Genomic DNA, 15357 nt, shown 5'->3' with positions numbered 1-15357 from the left:
CGCTCCCCCGTCCCGCGCGCCGACCGTCCCCGTTGTCCGACAGAGGGAACGTTACCGCCTGCCTCCGCTGTTTCACCGCGTGGCATCCGCCACTTCGGCGCGCGGCCGTGACCGCCGGAACGGGAGCTGTGCGTATGGGGAAAGGCGGGGCGGGGGCCCGGTCAGAGGGCGACGGCGCGGGTGCCGAAGGCGGTCCAGGGACGCCAGCCGCCGCTGGGCCGTTCCTGTACGCGGGTGCGTATCCGGCCGTCCGCGGTGACCGCGAACAGGTGCAGACGGCCGGTCGCGTCGGCCGCCGCCGAGGGGGTGGTGGCGAGCGCGACGCCGGACTCGGTGCTGTCCTCGCCGGTGTCCCAGGTGCCGCCGGGGGAGAGCTGCCAGCGGTGGGCGAGCCGCTCGCCGCCGGGGGCGAGGGTGAAGCCTTCGAGGCGGCCGTCGGCGCCGGGGACGAGCAGCGGGGCCGTGGTCGACCAGCCGAACAGCGGCTGCCAGTCGTCCCAGCCGCCGCTCGGCACCGACTGGCGCCGGTGGAAGGCCGCCACGCCGGACGGGGCGATCGCGGCGACGGTGAGCCGTCCGCTCCCGTCGCGGCTGACGCGCGGGGCCGCACCGGCCGCCGTACCGAAGCGCTCCCACGGGGACCAGGCGCCGCCCGGTGTCTGCTGCCAGCGGTGCAGGATCGCCGTGCCGCCACGGGTGAGGGCGAACACCTCAAGGCGTCCGTCCGCGTTGACGCCGACGACCGGCGGTGCTCCGGCGGGTCCGCCGAATCCGGCGTCCCACGGGTCCCAGACGGGGGCGCCGGGCGAGGACTGTCGGCGGCGGGCGATCAGGGTGCCGCCGGGACTGAGTGCGAAGACCTCCAGCCTGCCGTCGGCGTCGCGGGCGACGGCGGGTGCGGCTGCGGCCGGACCGCCGAACTCCTCCCAGTCGTCCCAGCCGCCGTCCGGGCGCTGCACCCTGTGGTGCAGGTTGGTGCATCGCGGGGCGAGCGAGAACACCTCCAGGCGGCCGTCGGCGTCGCGGCCGAGCGTGGGCACCGCACCGGCCGGTCCGCCGAAGAGCTCCCAGTCCGACCAGGTGTCGGCGTCCGCGTCGAGCTGGACGCGCCGCAGCATCGAGCGGTCGGCGGCATCGAGCGCGAAGACGTTCAGGCGGCCGTGGACGTCCGAGGCGGCCACGGGGTTGTCCGGGCTCTGCCACACGGGCGGTGAGTCCTGCCAGGTCAGCGGCGCGACGCGGAGTCCGTGCCAGAACCATCCCGCGGCGCTCGCGTACCAGTCGCGCCCGTCGGTGACGGGTTCGACGGCGTGGCCGGGCACATGGCCCGCGTATCCGTCGAGGGTGTAGCGGAAGGGGTCGCGGGAGGCGAGCACGTCGGTGCCGTCGTAGCCGCCGCGCGGCCCGATGAACAGGTAGAACCAGCCGTCCCGTTCGACGACGTACGGCGACTCGGTGACCGACACGCCCATGGCGGCGGTGCTGTCGTCGGTGAACGCGGTGCCGGGGGCACTCCAGCGCAGCAGGTCGGCGGAGCGGCGCCAGCAGACGAGGTGGTGGCCGTCGGCGGAGAGCTCGGTGTAGTACATGACCCAGTCGCCGCCGATCCGCACCACCATGGGGTCGCGCGCCGCCCGGCCCCGGAACAGCGGTCCCGACGGCACGCGGGTCCAGGTGAACAGGTCGGTGGAGGTGGCCAGGTTGACGGCGGCCCCGGCGCTTCCGCCCGCGGCGTAGAACATGTAGGTGCCCGCGGCCTCGATCACATGGGGTGCCCACAGGTGCTGTTCGCCGTAGTACGCGGGATCGACGGTCAGCGCGTCGGGATGGGTGGTCCACGGGCCGTACGGGGTGGGCGCGGAGGCGTGGGCGAAGGTGGTCTCGGCGCTGCTGTCCGGGGCCTGACCGGGCGCGGCGCTGTCGCCGACGATGCCGAACAGGTGCCAGCGGCCGTTTGTCTGGAGGAGGGTGGGGTCGTTGAGGTAGCAGCGTCGGCCGGGGGTGGACGGGTCGTGGACGGATATGAAGGGCCCGGCGTCGATCCACTGGTGGGGCGGGACGTCGGCGGGAGCGGCTGCGGCGGTACGGGCCGCGAGCGGGAGCACGAGTGCTCCCGCCCCGGCCGTACGCAGCAGGCGCCGCCTGCTGATCGGATGCATGGCTCTCTTCCGGAGGGACCTTCAGGGGTCAGTTGACGGCGGGGCCGGAGGTGTTGTTGAGCCAGGCCCACTCGGACCAGGTCGAGATCCCCGTCTGCCACTTGTGGTAGACGCCCGCGCGGCTTGTCCCGAAGACCTCTATGCGGCCGTCGGCGTTGGTGGCCGCGGTGACTTCCGTACCGCCGCCGCCGAAGGTGTCCCATTGGCCGTACGGGGCGTTCACACCGGTCTGCCACAGGTGCTGGGCGACCGTCCCGTTGAGGGCGAAGACCTCCAGGCGGCCGTCGGCGTTCGGGCCGATCGCCAGCTCCGCGCCACCCGGTCCTCCCAGCGGCTCCCACTCGGACCAGCCGCCGTTGACCCCCAGCTGCCAGGCGTGGTGGATGCCGTCGGCCCCGGCCGCGAAGACCTCCAGACGGCCGTCCGCCGAACGGGCCGACACCACCCGTCCCGACTCCGCCGGGTACTCCAACGGCTTGGGGTGCGGGCCGGTGCCGGGCGTACAGGGCATGTCGATGCCGCGCTCCGCGAGATACGGGATGGGGTCGGTACGTACGCTCGCACCCGGGTCCGCCCAGACCCGCAGGTGCAGATGCGGGCCGGTGGCCTGGCCCTCGCTGCCCATCAGGGCGATCCGCTGACCGGCCACCACGTGGTCGCCCACCTGGACGTCCCGCTGGTACATGTGGCCGTACTCGGTGATGGTCCCGTCGGGGTGCAGGACGCGGATCCACTGGCCGTAGCCGGGTTCGTACCCGGAGATCGTCACTTCGCCGTCGCCGACAGCGTAGATCGGGGTGCCGCGGTCGTTGGCGATGTCGATGCCGTTGTGTTCGGCGCTGTAGTACCGGGAGATGAAACCGGTGGTCGGACAGGCGCCGACGAAACCGGCGGCCCGGGCGGCGCTCGCGGAGGGGGCCGTGGCCAGCAGGCCGAGCAGCAGGGCCGCGACCGTCACGAGCCCCAGGCGCAGCGCGTGCCGGGGCGACGTGGTGAACGACATGCGACGTCCTCCCGTCACGCCTTCCGCAGGCGGTCGATGATGCCGTCGATGTCGCGTTGCATCAGGTCGTGGCGGATGAAGTGGCCGCCGGGCACCTCGTACGACTCGTGCGGGATCCCGGCCCGGTCGAGCAGACCGCGGAACTCGCGCTGCCCGGCGAGCACCTGCGTCTCGTTGACGGTGTCGAACCAGTTGACCGGGTCGGGACTGGTACCGGCGACGAGGAAGACCCGCTTGTTGCGGTAGCTCTCGATCCGCTGGACGGGATTGTCGGCGTTCACCCGGGCCTCGTCCCACAGCGGTGCGCCGTAGATGGTGCCGCCGTTGAGGTCGAGGACGGCGGCGGAGGCGTTGGCCCAGTGCACGACGAGGCCGCTGTCACGGCGCAGGCTGGCCGGGCCGGAGTGAGCGCTGACCGACGCGAAGTGGCCGTAGTACTTGGCGGCGTACTTGAGCGCGCCGAACCCGCCCATGGAGAACCCGGCCACGGCCCGTCCGTCGTACTCGGCGAAGGTGTGGAAGTTGGCCTCGACCCAGGGAAGTAACTGATTGATGTGGAAGTGCTCCCAGTTGCGGGGGCCGACGTTGGAGATGACGGGGTTGGAGTACCAGCCGGCGTGGCCGCCGTCGGGCATGACGACGATGATCGGCTTTCCGGCGGTCCACTGGCGGATGCCCTCGCGGTCGAAGGTGATGAAGTCCTGGTCCGTTCCGCCGCCGTGGAAGAGGTAGAGGACGGGGTAGGTGCGGCCGCTCCAGTGGTAGTCGTCGGGCAGCAGCACGTTGACCCCGGGGTTCCAGCCGATCGCGTCGGTCTGGAACCGGTAGTACCACATCCTCGGGTCGCCCTCGTTGCGGTCCACGATGTGCAGGCCGAAGCCGTCGTCGGCCGCCGCTGCCGTCGTCGCCGCCGCGAGCACGCCTCCGGCGCCGAGTGCCATGGCGGCGGTGAGCCCGCCGGCGGACTTGAGGATGCTCCTGCGGGTGGGGTGGTGCGCGGTCAACGTGACCTCCTGGGGAAGCGCGGCGACGGTGGGACCGACCGCTGTGTGACAGGCGCTTCGGAGGGTAGTGACGTGCTCGGCGCGCGGAGAACCCGGAAGGTTACGGACTGACAGACACCGCCCGCGTGGGCTAGGGACCGTCCGCTTGAGGAACGATGCCCCGCCCCGCGGGGACCGTGGTGGACGGGCGCTAGCGGGTGGCGAGCCGCTCCAGCAGGGCGGCGCTCCGCGCCAGCAACGCCCGCTCCTCATCGGTGAGTTCGGCCTCGATGGCCTGCGCGAGCCACCCGGCCCTGCGGCCGCGCTCCGCTTCGAGCGCGGCCCGGCCCGCGTCCGACAGCTCGACCAGCGACTTGCGGCCGTCCGTGGGGTGCGCCCGGCGCGTGATCAGGTTCTGCTCCATGAGGAGCCCCACCGACCGGGCCATCGACTGGGGGCGTACGCGCTGGTCGGCAGCGAGGTCGCTGGTGGTCATGGCGCCGTTGCGGTCGAGCGCGCCGAGCACGGCGGCCTGGCCCAGCGGTATGCGGTCCTCGTCCTTGACGCGTCGGGTGAGCTTGCCCATCGCGGTGCGCAGTTCGACGGCGATGGCGGCGGCTTCCGGGTTGGGCATAGGGCACTTTACCCCGTTGGTCAGCAAAGCTGCGCACCTGACCTGCACAGCAATGCTGTACAGCAAAACTGTGCAGCATTGCTGTATGGTTTGGTCTTGTCGGGCTCAGCGCCAGCGTTGTCGCAGCCGGGGCCACGGCACACGACAACGGGAAGGACATCCCATGTCCGCGAATACGGGCGGAACCATCAACGCCGCCATCGAGACCGTCACCGCCCGCCGGATCATCGACAGCCGAGGCAACCCCACGGTCGAAGTCGACGTCGTCCTGGCGGACGGGTCCCTGGGGCGCGCGGCTGTCCCCTCCGGCGCCTCCACCGGTGCCCGGGAGGCCGTGGAACTGCGCGACGGAGACGCCGCGCGCTGGCACGGCAAGGGCGTCGACCGCGCGGTGGCCCACGTCAACGGGGAGATCGCGGCGTCCGTACGCGGCAGGGACGCGGCGGACCAGGCCGGTCTCGACGCCGCGCTGGTCGCCCTCGACGGCACCGCCACCAAGTCCCGGCTCGGCGCCAACGCGATCCTCGGCGTCTCCCTCGCCACCGCCAAGGCCGCTGCGGCGGCCCACCGCCAGCCCCTCTACCGCTACCTCGGCGGCGCCGACGTCCACCTCCTGCCGCTGCCGATGATGAACATCGTCAACGGCGGCGCGCACGCCGACAATCCGCTGGACTTCCAGGAGTTCATGATCGCGCCGGTGGGCGCCGACACCTTCGCCGAAGCCGTACGCATGGGCAGCGAGGTCTTCCACACCCTGCGCCGCGACCTGCTGGCCGCCGGGCACTCCACGGGCGTCGGCGACGAGGGCGGCTTCGCGCCGGCGCTGCGCACCGCCGAGGAAGCGCTCGACTTCGTGATGACCGCCATCGAGCGCACCGGCTACCGCCCGGGCACGGACATCGGCCTGATCATGGACCCGGCGTCGTCGGAGTTCTTCCGCGACGGCGTGTACGACTACACGGGCGAGGGGGTGCGCCGCACCCCCTCCGAGAACGCCGACTACCTGGCCAAGCTCATCGACACGTACCCCATCGTCTCCATCGAGGACCCGATGGCGGAGAACGACCTGGACGGCTGGCGCGAGCTGACCGCCCGCGTCGGCGACCGCTGCCAGCTCACCGGCGACGACGTGTTCTGCACCAACGAGACGCTGCTGCGCGAGGGCATCCGCACCGGCGTCGGCAACTCGGTCCTGGTCAAGGTCAACCAGATCGGGACCCTGACCGAGGCGCTGGGCGCGGTGGCCACGGCCCACCAGGCGGGCTGGACGGCCGTCATGTCGCACCGCTCGGGCGAGACCGAGGACACCACCATCGCGGATCTGGCGGTGGCGACCGGCTGCGGCCAGATCAAGACCGGCTCGCTCTCCCGCTCCGACCGCACGGCGAAGTACAACCAACTGATCCGGATCGAAGAGGAGCTGGGCGACTCGGCGCGCTTCGCGGGCCGCTCCGCACTGCGCCGGGCGTGAACAGCGGGCAGAGGTAGAGGCCGCGCTGGCCCTCGGTCGCGATCGGCGGCCAGCGCGGCCGTCGGTCAGCAGGCGCGTGCGCCCGCTAGTGGCCTATAGGCGGTGGCCAGCACGGAGACGGTGACCTGGTCGGGCAGGAAGCCGTCAGCGTGCAGATCCGCAGGGCCCAGGTGGCGTGCGCTCGGCGTCATCCCCACCAGGTCGAGGGCCTTCGGGCTGGTCAGGGACGTGACGTACTCGACCCGCTCGGTAGTAGTGGCCTCGAAGAAGGGGGCCAGCGCCTGCTGCAGGCGCTGCTCCTTGGCCGGGTCGACCGTGACCACCGCGGGTCCACGGCCGCGCAGTTCCGCCAGGTGCCGCCCGGTGGGGCGCACCACGACCAACCGGCCGGACGGGCGCAGTATCCGGTGGAACTCGGTGGGGTTGCGCGGGGCGAACACGTCCAGCACGGCGTCGGCCATCCCGTCGGCCAGCGGGAAGGGACGGAAGACGTCCCAGGTCGCCGCGGCGGCTCGCTCATGGACGCGGGCCGCCGAGCGCAGCGCGCGCACCGAGGTGTCCAGGCCCAGTCCACGGGCGCCGGGCAGCTGGTCGAGTACGCCGGCCAAGTAGTAGCCCGTACCGCACCCGACGTCCACGACCGTGCCCTGCTCGGGCACGGCGTCGGCCGCCAGCCGGGCCACGGCCTGTCGGATGGGTTCGTACGTGCCCGTGGCGAGGAATCGGTCCCGGGCCCGGACCATGGCGGCGTCGTCGCCGCTGGTGGCGCGGGTGCCCGTCAGAAGGCCGACGTAGCCGTGGCGGGCGAGGTCGAAGGTGTGGCTCGCCGGGCAGCGCAGCGCGCCGAGGTCGGGCCGAAGGCGGGCGCGGCACCTCGGACAGCGCAGCAGGTCGAGGAAGAGTTCGAGGGCAGGACAAAGCGACACGGGCACAAGGCACTCCTGGCAACGGCGAAGGGAAGAGACCGTGCCTGCCCACGTGCTGCGAAAGTCACCGCCCCAGGAAGGAACGGGCCCGGAGTCCGGCCACCTCGGTACAGGCAGCGCCGGAAACGTGGTTCACGCGACAGGCACACCAAGGAGGGCGACGCCGACCGGCATCGCCCTCAACGCCTCGCCATCAGACGAAGCAGTAGTGCGGGTTGCTCATGAATGCCACACCACGATTCTACGAGATCCCGTGAACGCCCCTCGCGCCGCTGGGAGAGCCGGACGGGGTACGAGTCACTTGGGGATCAGTGAATGGTGGGCAGGTAGGAGTAGCAGCCGTACGCGTCCTTGGTGGCTATGACGATGGCGTCGCCGGTCTTCGGGCCGACGATGCCGTCCTGCGGCAGGCCCGCCCACTTCTGGAGGGCCAGGACCGCCCCGTTGGTGTCGCCGCCGAAGGAGCCGTCCTCGTCGACCACGTGGTAACCGGTCTGGTAGTGAAGCGAGTTGGAGAGCTTCTGGACGCACAGAACGCTGTTGTACGCATTGGCCTTGCCGTAGCCGACCCAGAGCGAGCCGGAGTTGGGTACGGCCTGGGCCGTGCCGCCCAGCGCGCCGACGGTGACAAGGGAGGCGGTCGCGAACAGGAAGGCGCCGCGACGCTTGAGGGAGATGCTGCTCAAGGAAACCCCAAAATCTGGAAGGCAACTGATCGTCAGTTCCCGAAGTCTTCCGTGTCCCGCTAACAGATCCCCAACACGAGCCCAACACAACGGCTGGTCCTGTGGCGGGTCGCCCGAGTGCGATCAACCTTGCACGTGCGGCATCTCGGAGTGCGGGAACGGACCAGGCACTCCCTCCGGGAACGCGCGGGTGACAGCGGCCATGCGGTTGGAGACGTCCAGCCGCCGGTAGGCGTTCTCCAAGTGCTTGCGCACGGTTCCCTCCGACACGCCGAGGCGGCGGGCGATCTGGACATTGGTGTGTCCCGCGGCGAGCAGGTGTAGCAGTTGCCACTGCCGGGGCGTGAGCCGGGGAGTGGGGTGCCGGCGCCGTTCGGCGTCCAGGTATGCCTCGTACAGATGAGGTCGGAGCAACGTGAGCAGCGCGCGGTCGCGCTCGGAGAAGTCCGGGCCGGGCCCACGGAACAGGAACATCCGCAAGGTGCGGCCGCGGCCGACGGTCCCCGGCGTTCCGGCGGGCATGCAGAGCATGAGCTCGTGCTCGATTCCCAGCGGCCGGTAGTAGTCGGTGTACATACCGGTGCTGTGCCACTGCCTGGCGGAGTAGAAGTCCGCGATCGTCACGACACTGCTCAGGTCGCCGCTGCGGTCGGGGTAACTGCAGGGTTGGCAGTCCCAGTAGTGTTCCCAATGCGTCAGGTCCGCGGCCTCATCGGGCGTCTCGTCGCCGTCGGGGCCGACCTGTGTCAGCCACCACGCCTGCCGGTGGCTGTCGAAGCCCGCGACGGTCAGGTCGTCACAGCGGATCTGGCCCATCAGGTCGCTGAGCAAAGACGGCGGCAGTCCCTGCGACGGGTCGTCGGTGCGCTTCTCGGTGACGATCCCCGCCAATGTGCGCAGATCCAGGTCGCTGACCGATGACGAGCGTCCCATCAGGTCCCCCTTCGCCCGAAGGCCGGTCTCAGATTACCGGGCCGGCGCGGTGCGCGGCATACGCAGAGCCGCGTATGGCAGCCGGGCCGCGGGGCCGCCCATGCTGAGCGCGACCGGCCCTGACGCGGGGGAACAGGGCCGGTACCCGCTCCCATCCGAACCGGCCCCGAGGGGGAAGACATCATGCGAGTCCGCAACAAGATCTTCGGAGGGTTGCTCGCGGCGGCCCTGGCCACCGCCCTGAACGTGGCGGGAGCAGGAGCGGGTCACGCCGCCCAGCTCAGACCCGGGTCCGTCACACCCGTCGCGGCGGGCGCGCACACGGCGTCCGCGCCGACGCGCACCGCCGTCACGGCGGCCACACCGCTGGTGTTCGACGTCAACGGCACGTTCACCGACGGGGGATCCGCGCGGCCGGTGATCACGGACGTCAACGACATCCTGACGGTGGACATGTCCTCCCAGCACCGTCCGACCGCCAGTGGTGTCGTGATCAACAGTGACACCATCCTGGTCACCTTCCCCGACGACGCCACCTACAGCGCGAAGCTTCAGGCGCCGAACATCATCAGGTGGTCCAACGGTTCGACCTGGCAGAAGCTCAACCTGGCGCGGGTGCCGGACGTACGTGACGAGACCCAGGCCGCGGCCAAGTCGATCCTGAACTCCGCGGGCTTCACCGTCGGCAGGGTGACCAGCTTCATCGACTTCACGTGCAATCACGACCGCACGGTCTCCGACCAGACTCCGGGCGCCAACACGTTGGCCGTCCCCGGAAGCGCGGTGGACCTCAGGATCGGACTGCTGCCACCGAGGGGGACCTGTCGCTGAGTTGCCCGTCAGGAACCGGCCGTCCGAACGGGCAGCCGGTTCCCCACCATCCGGGCCGCCGGCCTGCCGGAAACCCACGACGGGTGACCCGGGTCCGGTAGGCGGCCCCTGGCGCGCGGGGGTCACGCTCCGACGAGTTCGGGCGTCTCGGCCCGGTGCTCGACGTCGGCCAGCGCCGGGTAGTCGGTGTACCCGGTCTCACCGCCGGCGTACATCAGGCCCCGGTCCCGTACGGGGTTGAGCGGTGCGCCGATGCGCAGTCGTTCGACCAGGTCGGGGTTGGCGAGGAACGGGCGGCCGAAGGAGATCAGGTCGGCTCCGGCGGCGAGCAGCCGCTCGCCCTCGTGCTTTCCGCCGTCGGCCGGCAACGGCTTCCCCCACCCGAGGATCGGGTTGGCGATCAGCGTGCCCGGCCAGGTCCTGCGGATCTCCTGGAAGAGGGGCTGGTCCGGATCCGCGAAGACGACGTGCAGGTAGGCGAGGCCCGCATCGGCCAGGGCGGCGATGAGCGCCGGGTAGATGTCCTCGGTGTCGCCCTCTTCTATGCCGTTGACGGTGAGTCCGGGCGCGATCCGCAGACCCACCCGCTCCGGGCCGATCGCGGCGGCGACGGCCTTGACCACCTCGACCGTGAACCGGATGCGGTTGGCCACCGAGCCGCCGTAGGCGTCGGTGCGGTGGTTGGTTCCCCGCGCCATGAACTGGTGCAGGAGGTAGCCGTTGGCGCCGTGCACCTCCACTCCTGCGAAGCCCGCGTCGATGGCGTTGCGGGCAGCGGCCGCGAAGTCGGCCACGGTGGCCTGGATCTCGTCGATCGTCATCTCACGCGGCACGACGGAGGTCTGGTGCCCGCCGGGGGTGAAGATCGTGTCCGGGAGCGCAACCGGCGAGGGCGCAACGGGCGTCAGCCCGCTGTTGTCGGGGTGGCCGACCCGGCCGCCGTGCTGCAACTGCAGGAACATCCGGCCGCCCGCAGCGCGTACGGCGTCGGTGACGCCCCGCCATCCGGCCACATGCGCCTCGTTGTAGATCGCGGTGATGTTGGGGTAGGTCTGCCCCACGGCGTTCGGCGTGGAAGCCTCGGCGATGATCAGCCCCGCGGAGGCGCGCTGGGCGTAGTAGGTGGCCATGATCGGCTGCGGGACACCGTCGTCCCCGGCGCGGTTGCGGGTCATCGGCGCCATCACCAGGCGGTTGGGCAGGTTCAGGGCGCCGAGGCGGGCGGGTTCGAAGAGGCGGGAGTCAACTCGTGTGTTCGTCATGCCGTTACGGTAGAACTTGACACAGGTGTCAGGTTCAAGCTCTTCAAGTCCTGGGTCGACATGCGAGGTGGGAAATGCGGATCGGTGAACTGGCTCGGCGCAGCGGGGTGAGCGAGCGGTCGCTGCGCTATTACGAGATGCAGGAGCTGCTGCGGTCCGAGCGTACGCCGGGTGGTCAACGGCACTACGGCGAGTGGGCGGTCGACCGGGTCATCCGCATCCAGGCGCTCTACGCCGCGGGGCTGAACAGCAAGAAGATCGCGCAGTTGCTCCCCTGCATGCGTGACGCGGACGGCGCCCCGAGCGAGATCGCCACGCCACGGCTGGTCGACGAACTCGCTGCGGAACGCGATCGCATCAACCGCATGATCACCGACCTGATCCGCTCCCGCGACGTCCTGGACGAGGTCATCGCCACGGCCTCGGTCGGAGTGGATGCCTCCGCTGTCTCCGGCGCCGACGCGGTGGGGGCGGCCCGCGGATAGCCGTCCGATCGCGTTGTGCCACTGGCAGTCCGCCTGGCGGCGAAGAGCCTCACCCCGATCCGTCTGTACGGTCCGGCCTCTGGTCGTCTGCCAGTGCCTCCGCGCCGGGGGCGCAGGATTCTCGCAGTGCCGCGAGTTCGGCCGCGGGCAGCCGCCGGGAGGCGCCTCGGCGGCTGCTGTCCAGGCGTGCGACACCCGCGTCGAGCCATTGCGGGAGTGGCTCGACACCGATGAACGCGGCCAGCCTGCTGAGTTCCTTGCGGGGATCGTCGAGCAGGTCCTCGTAAGCGAGGGTGGTCCGTAGCGCTGCGGGCACGTCGCTGAGGTGGGCCACACCCTGGACAATGAGTTCCGACCACAGTGCCGCGAAGCCGTCCAGCGGCAGATCGCGGTCCAGTACCAGGGCGGGATCGAAGTGCTCGGTCAGCAGTGGCGACAGTTCGGGCGGCAGGGCGTGGATCTGGTCCTCGGTCAGGTCCTCCACGCGCTCGGCGCCGGTCCGGGCGAGGATGTCCCTCAGCAGGTAGATCAGCCGGTAGCCCGTGTGCCGACTCATGGACAGCGCGCAGTCGGGTCCGCCCCTGTACAGGTGTACGAAGCGGGCCTGCGGGAAGACCTTGCGCAGCAGCGGCACCCGGTGCAGTGAATAACCCGACCGCTCCACCACCGCGGTGCGCCCGAATCGCGTACACAACAGGGTGAACAGAGCTTCGTGATGGCCTGCGGCGGTCCGGTCCGGCCAGCCGCGCACCTGCTTTTCCAGCTCGTCGAACAAGCCGTCCGGATCGTCGGTCAGGTGGGGGAGCACCATCAGGGACAGGGCGGGGATGCCCGTGGTCTCGGTCGCGAAGCGTCCGGGACGGCGGGTGTAGAGGAACTCCGGCATCGGCACCCCGTTGCGGATCATCCGCTCGAACTGCGGGTTGGGATCGGCCAGCAGCCGCCAGAACTCCCCACCGTCCAGACGGCCTTCCGGGAAGCCCCGGCTCTGCACCGACGACAGGAGCTCGTTGAGACTGAGCACATCCGGATGCGCATGGACGATGCCCGACAGCGCGGTCGACCCACTGCGACCGGTACCGACAATGAAGGTCAAGGTGCGCATGTCAGCACTCTCCTTCGACTCCGACGACGACCGTGGCGATCGCGAGCAGACTTCCCTCCGGCACGCCATCCGACCCCTCTCCCAGGGAGGGGGAAGCGACCCTGCCCGACAGGCTCCGAGTTTGGGGGAGGGGCGGGCCGGGGGAGATCTCCCCCGTGGACCTCATCCCCACCATCGACCTGGCCGCCCCCGACCCCGCCCGGATCGACCGCGCTCTCCAGAACGCCGGCTTCCTCCTGGTCACGGGCCACGGCATTGATCCGTCCCTGCCCACCGCCATCCGGGACACCGCCCGCGCCTTCTTCCACCTCCCCGCCCCCACCAAGCAGCCGTACGCCGTGAAGGTGGGCGGAAGGGGCTGGCTGGGCCCGGGGGCCGAGGCCAACAGCTATGCCGAGGGCACGGAGAGTCCGCCGGATCTGAAGGAGTCCCTGTCCTTCGCCGCCGAGCACCCCACCGGCACGGCCGCCGTCGACGCGGAGTGGTTCGCGCCCAACATCTGGCCCGCCGAGGTCCCGGGGCTCAAGCCGCTGCTGGACGACTACCTCACCGGGATGCGGGCGCTCTCCGAGCGGCTCCTTGAGCTCCTGGCCGTGGCCCTCGTGCGCCCCGAGGACTTCTTCACCCGGCACACCGGAAACCCGACCTGGGGCTTCAACATCAACTGGTACCCCGGGACGGACACTATCGGCGTCGCGCAGCCGGGCCAGTTCCGGATCGGACCGCACACCGACTTCGGCACGGTCACGGTACTGGACCGGCAGCACGGCAAGGGCGGGCTCCAGGTCTTCACGGACGAGCACGGCTGGCAGGACGCCCCGTACGACCCCGCCGCGCTGACCGTCAACATCGGTGACCTGATGGCCCGTTGGTCCGACGACCGCTGGAAGCCGGGCCGCCACCGGGTGCTGCCACCGCCCGACGACAGTCCGGCGGAGGAACTGATGTCGCTGGTGTACTTCTACGAGTGCGACCCGGGCACGGACGTCCGGGGTGTCGATTCACACACCTATCTGCGGGCCCAGCTGGACGCGATCTCAGCGGACTGAACGGCCACGTGCGGCATGAATCGGGGGTGTTGCCCGGTTCAGTAGTTACCGAGATTCACGAACGCCGTGAGCACCTCGCCATCGCGGACGAGATCCACACCGATACGATCCATCAGAGCCCGCACCGCGGTGTTGTCCGGCGTCGTGCTCACGTAGACGGATGTGAACCCCTCTGCGCGCGCCCGGTCCAAAAGGAGCCTCCACACGGCACCGCCCACGCCGACGCCTCGGTGAGACCGTCCGATCCACACCCCCGCTTCCGCCACTCCGGCCTGCTTGTCCACGGGGCACAGCCGGGCTGCTCCCACGATCCGCTGTGAAGCAGCGATGGCGAAAGTGATCTCTACGGGGTCTGCCGCCAGCGAGCGTGACTCGTGGAAGCGCAGGAACGCCGACCGGCGCTCCGGCGTCCATCCACCGGGTCCCTCCACGGGCGGCATCACTTCGAGCGGATCGGCGTCCTCGATCGCGGCATGAAGTAATTCCGGGAGGAGAGTCCGGTCAAGGAGGTGGAGTGTGACATCGGATCGCATGACTGCAGGCTGTCATGGTCCCGGTGACCACCTCCAACGAGTTCGACGGCGGCGATGGGAGTGTTCGTCGCCGCAGGCGGCGGCGAGGGCGAAGGCGGCTCTTCAGACGGTCGGGCTGTCCGATGCCGATTCGCCAGGCGAGGAGCTGTCCGCCGTGCCGAACGGGTTGTCGATCACGTACCGCCATAGGCCGTCCGGACCGCGCCGGGCCACGTCCGTGGCGGTCCCTTCGATGTGGACATGGTTTCCGTCCGGTGCCTCGCCGTCGATGACCCAGTCGACGATGAGCAGCGCGATGTCGTCGGCGACGTAGGTGTGCCGGGGGCGGACGCTTATGGGTAGTCCCAGCGCCTGGAACTCGGCGTTCGCGGCCCGGAGTTCCGCCCCGGTGACCGGTTCACCGGCGCGGGGGACGAACACGGCGTTCCGCTCGTAGACGGCGGCGACGGCCTGCGCGCTGCCGGAGTTGAACGCGGCCTCGAAGACCGAGGGATGGTGCACCGCGTCGGACGTCAGAGCGACAGTAGAGTCGTGATGGTGCGCAATATCCATGTTGATGTTCACAACGCCAGTGAAGACCGCGCTGACGTGGGTCACCAAACGGAAACCGACGATGGGGATTGGGACACCAGCCTGGTGCCGTCCTCACCGGGCCGCACGGTACGCCCGGACGCGGACTGCCCGGTGGAGGTCGCCTTGGCGGCGGTATCAGGCCGCTGGACCACGCTGGTGCTGCGCGAGCTGATGCAGGCCGAGATCTCCTTCGGCGCGCTGCGGGAGCGGTTGCCGGACATCAGCCCCAAGGTGCTCGCGGACCGGCTGCACCTCCTCAGGGAACGCGGCCTGGTCACCCAGGAGCGCCTCCCGGGGTTCCCGGTCCGCACGCGCTACGCGCTCACCGAATCCGGCCGGTTGCTGCGCCCCCTGCTCATCGAGCTCTACCGCACGGGCGAGATGCTGGGGGAGCGCGGTGCGTAGCTCTGAGTGTCCCGCCCGTCACTCCCCTCGTCGGCGGCCACCGCCGCGCACGTGCTGCCTGCCGTCGGCGTCAGGGCGTCCACGCCGTGGGAAGAGCCCCAGGAGATAGACTTGACCTGCCCAAACGGGCCCCTGCGATCCGTCACGGGTCCGATCGAGAGCCGTACCGGGGCCGACAGCACAGGAGACGACCCACCTTGTCCGAGACATCCGAACTGCGGGCCGACTGTGCGAACTGCTTCGGCCTGTGCTGTGTCGCGCTGGCGTTCTCGCGGTCCACGGACTTCGCGATCGACAAGGCCGTCGGGGAGCCGTGCCC

Annotated in this window: 15 protein-coding genes and 2 pseudogenes; 6 read left to right on the top strand and 11 right to left on the bottom strand. The window is 70.6% G+C overall.

Annotated features, from left to right (window positions below):
* Positions 1 to 161: 161 nt before the first annotated feature.
* The 4 genes and pseudogenes from IE252_RS31440 to IE252_RS31425 form a co-directional block, all read right to left on the bottom strand.
* A complete protein-coding gene (locus IE252_RS31440) occupies positions 162 to 2159 on the bottom strand; it encodes a DUF8189 domain-containing protein (protein WP_190092832.1) in 1998 nt (665 codons plus the stop codon).
* A gap of 37 nt (positions 2160 to 2196) precedes the next feature.
* Positions 2197 to 3162, bottom strand: a pseudogene (locus IE252_RS31435) (peptidoglycan DD-metalloendopeptidase family protein); the annotation flags it as partial.
* A 14-nt stretch (positions 3163 to 3176) separates the two neighbouring features.
* Positions 3177 to 4103 (bottom strand): alpha/beta hydrolase, encoded by a 927-nt coding sequence (locus tag IE252_RS31430; protein ID WP_373298651.1) that lies wholly within the window; start codon positions 4101 to 4103, stop codon positions 3177 to 3179.
* Positions 4104 to 4356: 253 nt separating this feature from the next.
* Positions 4357 to 4779, bottom strand: a complete 423-nt coding sequence (locus IE252_RS31425) for a MarR family winged helix-turn-helix transcriptional regulator (RefSeq protein WP_190092829.1) — start codon at positions 4777 to 4779, stop codon at positions 4357 to 4359.
* 163 nt (positions 4780 to 4942) lie between these two features.
* Between IE252_RS31425 and eno the strand changes: the two genes are divergently transcribed.
* Positions 4943 to 6250 carry a phosphopyruvate hydratase gene (gene eno, locus IE252_RS31420; protein WP_190092828.1) on the top strand — a complete coding sequence of 436 codons (1308 nt, stop codon included), beginning with the start codon at positions 4943 to 4945 and terminating at the stop codon, positions 6248 to 6250.
* 65 nt (positions 6251 to 6315) lie between these two features.
* On the opposite strand, the gene IE252_RS31415 is transcribed toward eno, so the two are convergent.
* The 3 genes from IE252_RS31415 to IE252_RS31405 form a co-directional block, all read right to left on the bottom strand.
* Complete coding sequence (locus IE252_RS31415; RefSeq protein ID WP_190092827.1) at positions 6316 to 7182, bottom strand: putative RNA methyltransferase; 867 nt, start codon at positions 7180 to 7182, stop codon at positions 6316 to 6318.
* 302 nt (positions 7183 to 7484) lie between these two features.
* Positions 7485 to 7862, bottom strand: coding sequence for a peptidoglycan-binding domain-containing protein (locus tag IE252_RS31410; protein WP_229848904.1), 378 nt, complete (start codon positions 7860 to 7862; stop codon positions 7485 to 7487).
* Positions 7863 to 7985: 123 nt separating this feature from the next.
* The gene (locus tag IE252_RS31405) at positions 7986 to 8795 is read right to left on the bottom strand and encodes a response regulator transcription factor (protein WP_190092826.1); all 810 of its coding nucleotides are present in this window, start codon (positions 8793 to 8795) and stop codon (positions 7986 to 7988) included.
* Positions 8796 to 8978: 183 nt separating this feature from the next.
* Here IE252_RS31405 and IE252_RS31400 point away from each other — a divergent pair, with 183 nt between their 5' ends.
* On the top strand, positions 8979 to 9626 hold the full coding sequence (locus IE252_RS31400) for a PASTA domain-containing protein (RefSeq protein ID WP_190092825.1): 648 nt from the start codon (positions 8979 to 8981) through the stop codon (positions 9624 to 9626).
* 122 nt (positions 9627 to 9748) lie between these two features.
* Here the strand turns inward: IE252_RS31400 and IE252_RS31395 are convergent, their stop codons facing one another.
* Positions 9749 to 10888, bottom strand: a complete 1140-nt coding sequence (locus IE252_RS31395) for an alkene reductase (RefSeq protein ID WP_190092824.1) — start codon at positions 10886 to 10888, stop codon at positions 9749 to 9751.
* 74 nt (positions 10889 to 10962) lie between these two features.
* On the opposite strand from IE252_RS31395, the gene IE252_RS31390 reads away from it, so the two are divergent.
* Positions 10963 to 11373, top strand: a complete 411-nt coding sequence (locus IE252_RS31390; protein ID WP_190092823.1) for a MerR family transcriptional regulator — start codon at positions 10963 to 10965, stop codon at positions 11371 to 11373.
* 49 nt (positions 11374 to 11422) lie between these two features.
* On the opposite strand, the gene IE252_RS31385 is transcribed toward IE252_RS31390, so the two are convergent.
* Positions 11423 to 12478, bottom strand: coding sequence for a sulfotransferase family protein (locus tag IE252_RS31385; protein ID WP_190092822.1), 1056 nt, complete (start codon positions 12476 to 12478; stop codon positions 11423 to 11425).
* Positions 12479 to 12633: 155 nt separating this feature from the next.
* On the opposite strand from IE252_RS31385, the gene IE252_RS31380 reads away from it, so the two are divergent.
* Positions 12634 to 13527, top strand: coding sequence for an isopenicillin N synthase family dioxygenase (locus IE252_RS31380; protein WP_373298648.1), 894 nt, complete (start codon positions 12634 to 12636; stop codon positions 13525 to 13527).
* A gap of 38 nt (positions 13528 to 13565) precedes the next feature.
* On the opposite strand, the gene IE252_RS31375 is transcribed toward IE252_RS31380, so the two are convergent.
* Together IE252_RS31375 and IE252_RS31370 are read right to left on the bottom strand one after the other, a co-directional pair.
* Complete coding sequence (locus tag IE252_RS31375) at positions 13566 to 14060, bottom strand: GNAT family N-acetyltransferase (RefSeq protein ID WP_190092821.1); 495 nt, start codon at positions 14058 to 14060, stop codon at positions 13566 to 13568.
* 102 nt (positions 14061 to 14162) lie between these two features.
* Positions 14163 to 14624, bottom strand: a complete 462-nt coding sequence (locus IE252_RS31370) for a YybH family protein (protein ID WP_229848903.1) — start codon at positions 14622 to 14624, stop codon at positions 14163 to 14165.
* Positions 14625 to 14696: 72 nt separating this feature from the next.
* Between IE252_RS31370 and IE252_RS31365 the strand changes: the two genes are divergently transcribed.
* Positions 14697 to 15038 (top strand): winged helix-turn-helix transcriptional regulator, encoded by a 342-nt coding sequence (locus IE252_RS31365; RefSeq protein WP_229848902.1) that lies wholly within the window; start codon positions 14697 to 14699, stop codon positions 15036 to 15038.
* Between the two features lie 197 nt (positions 15039 to 15235).
* Positions 15236 to 15357: pseudogene (locus IE252_RS44540) on the top strand (pentapeptide repeat-containing protein); the annotation flags it as partial.

The sequence above is a fragment of the Streptomyces melanogenes genome, from assembly GCF_014649795.1.
GTDB classification, from domain to species: domain Bacteria; phylum Actinomycetota; class Actinomycetes; order Streptomycetales; family Streptomycetaceae; genus Streptomyces; species Streptomyces noboritoensis.
This window is presented reverse-complemented; position numbering and strand designations above follow the sequence as displayed.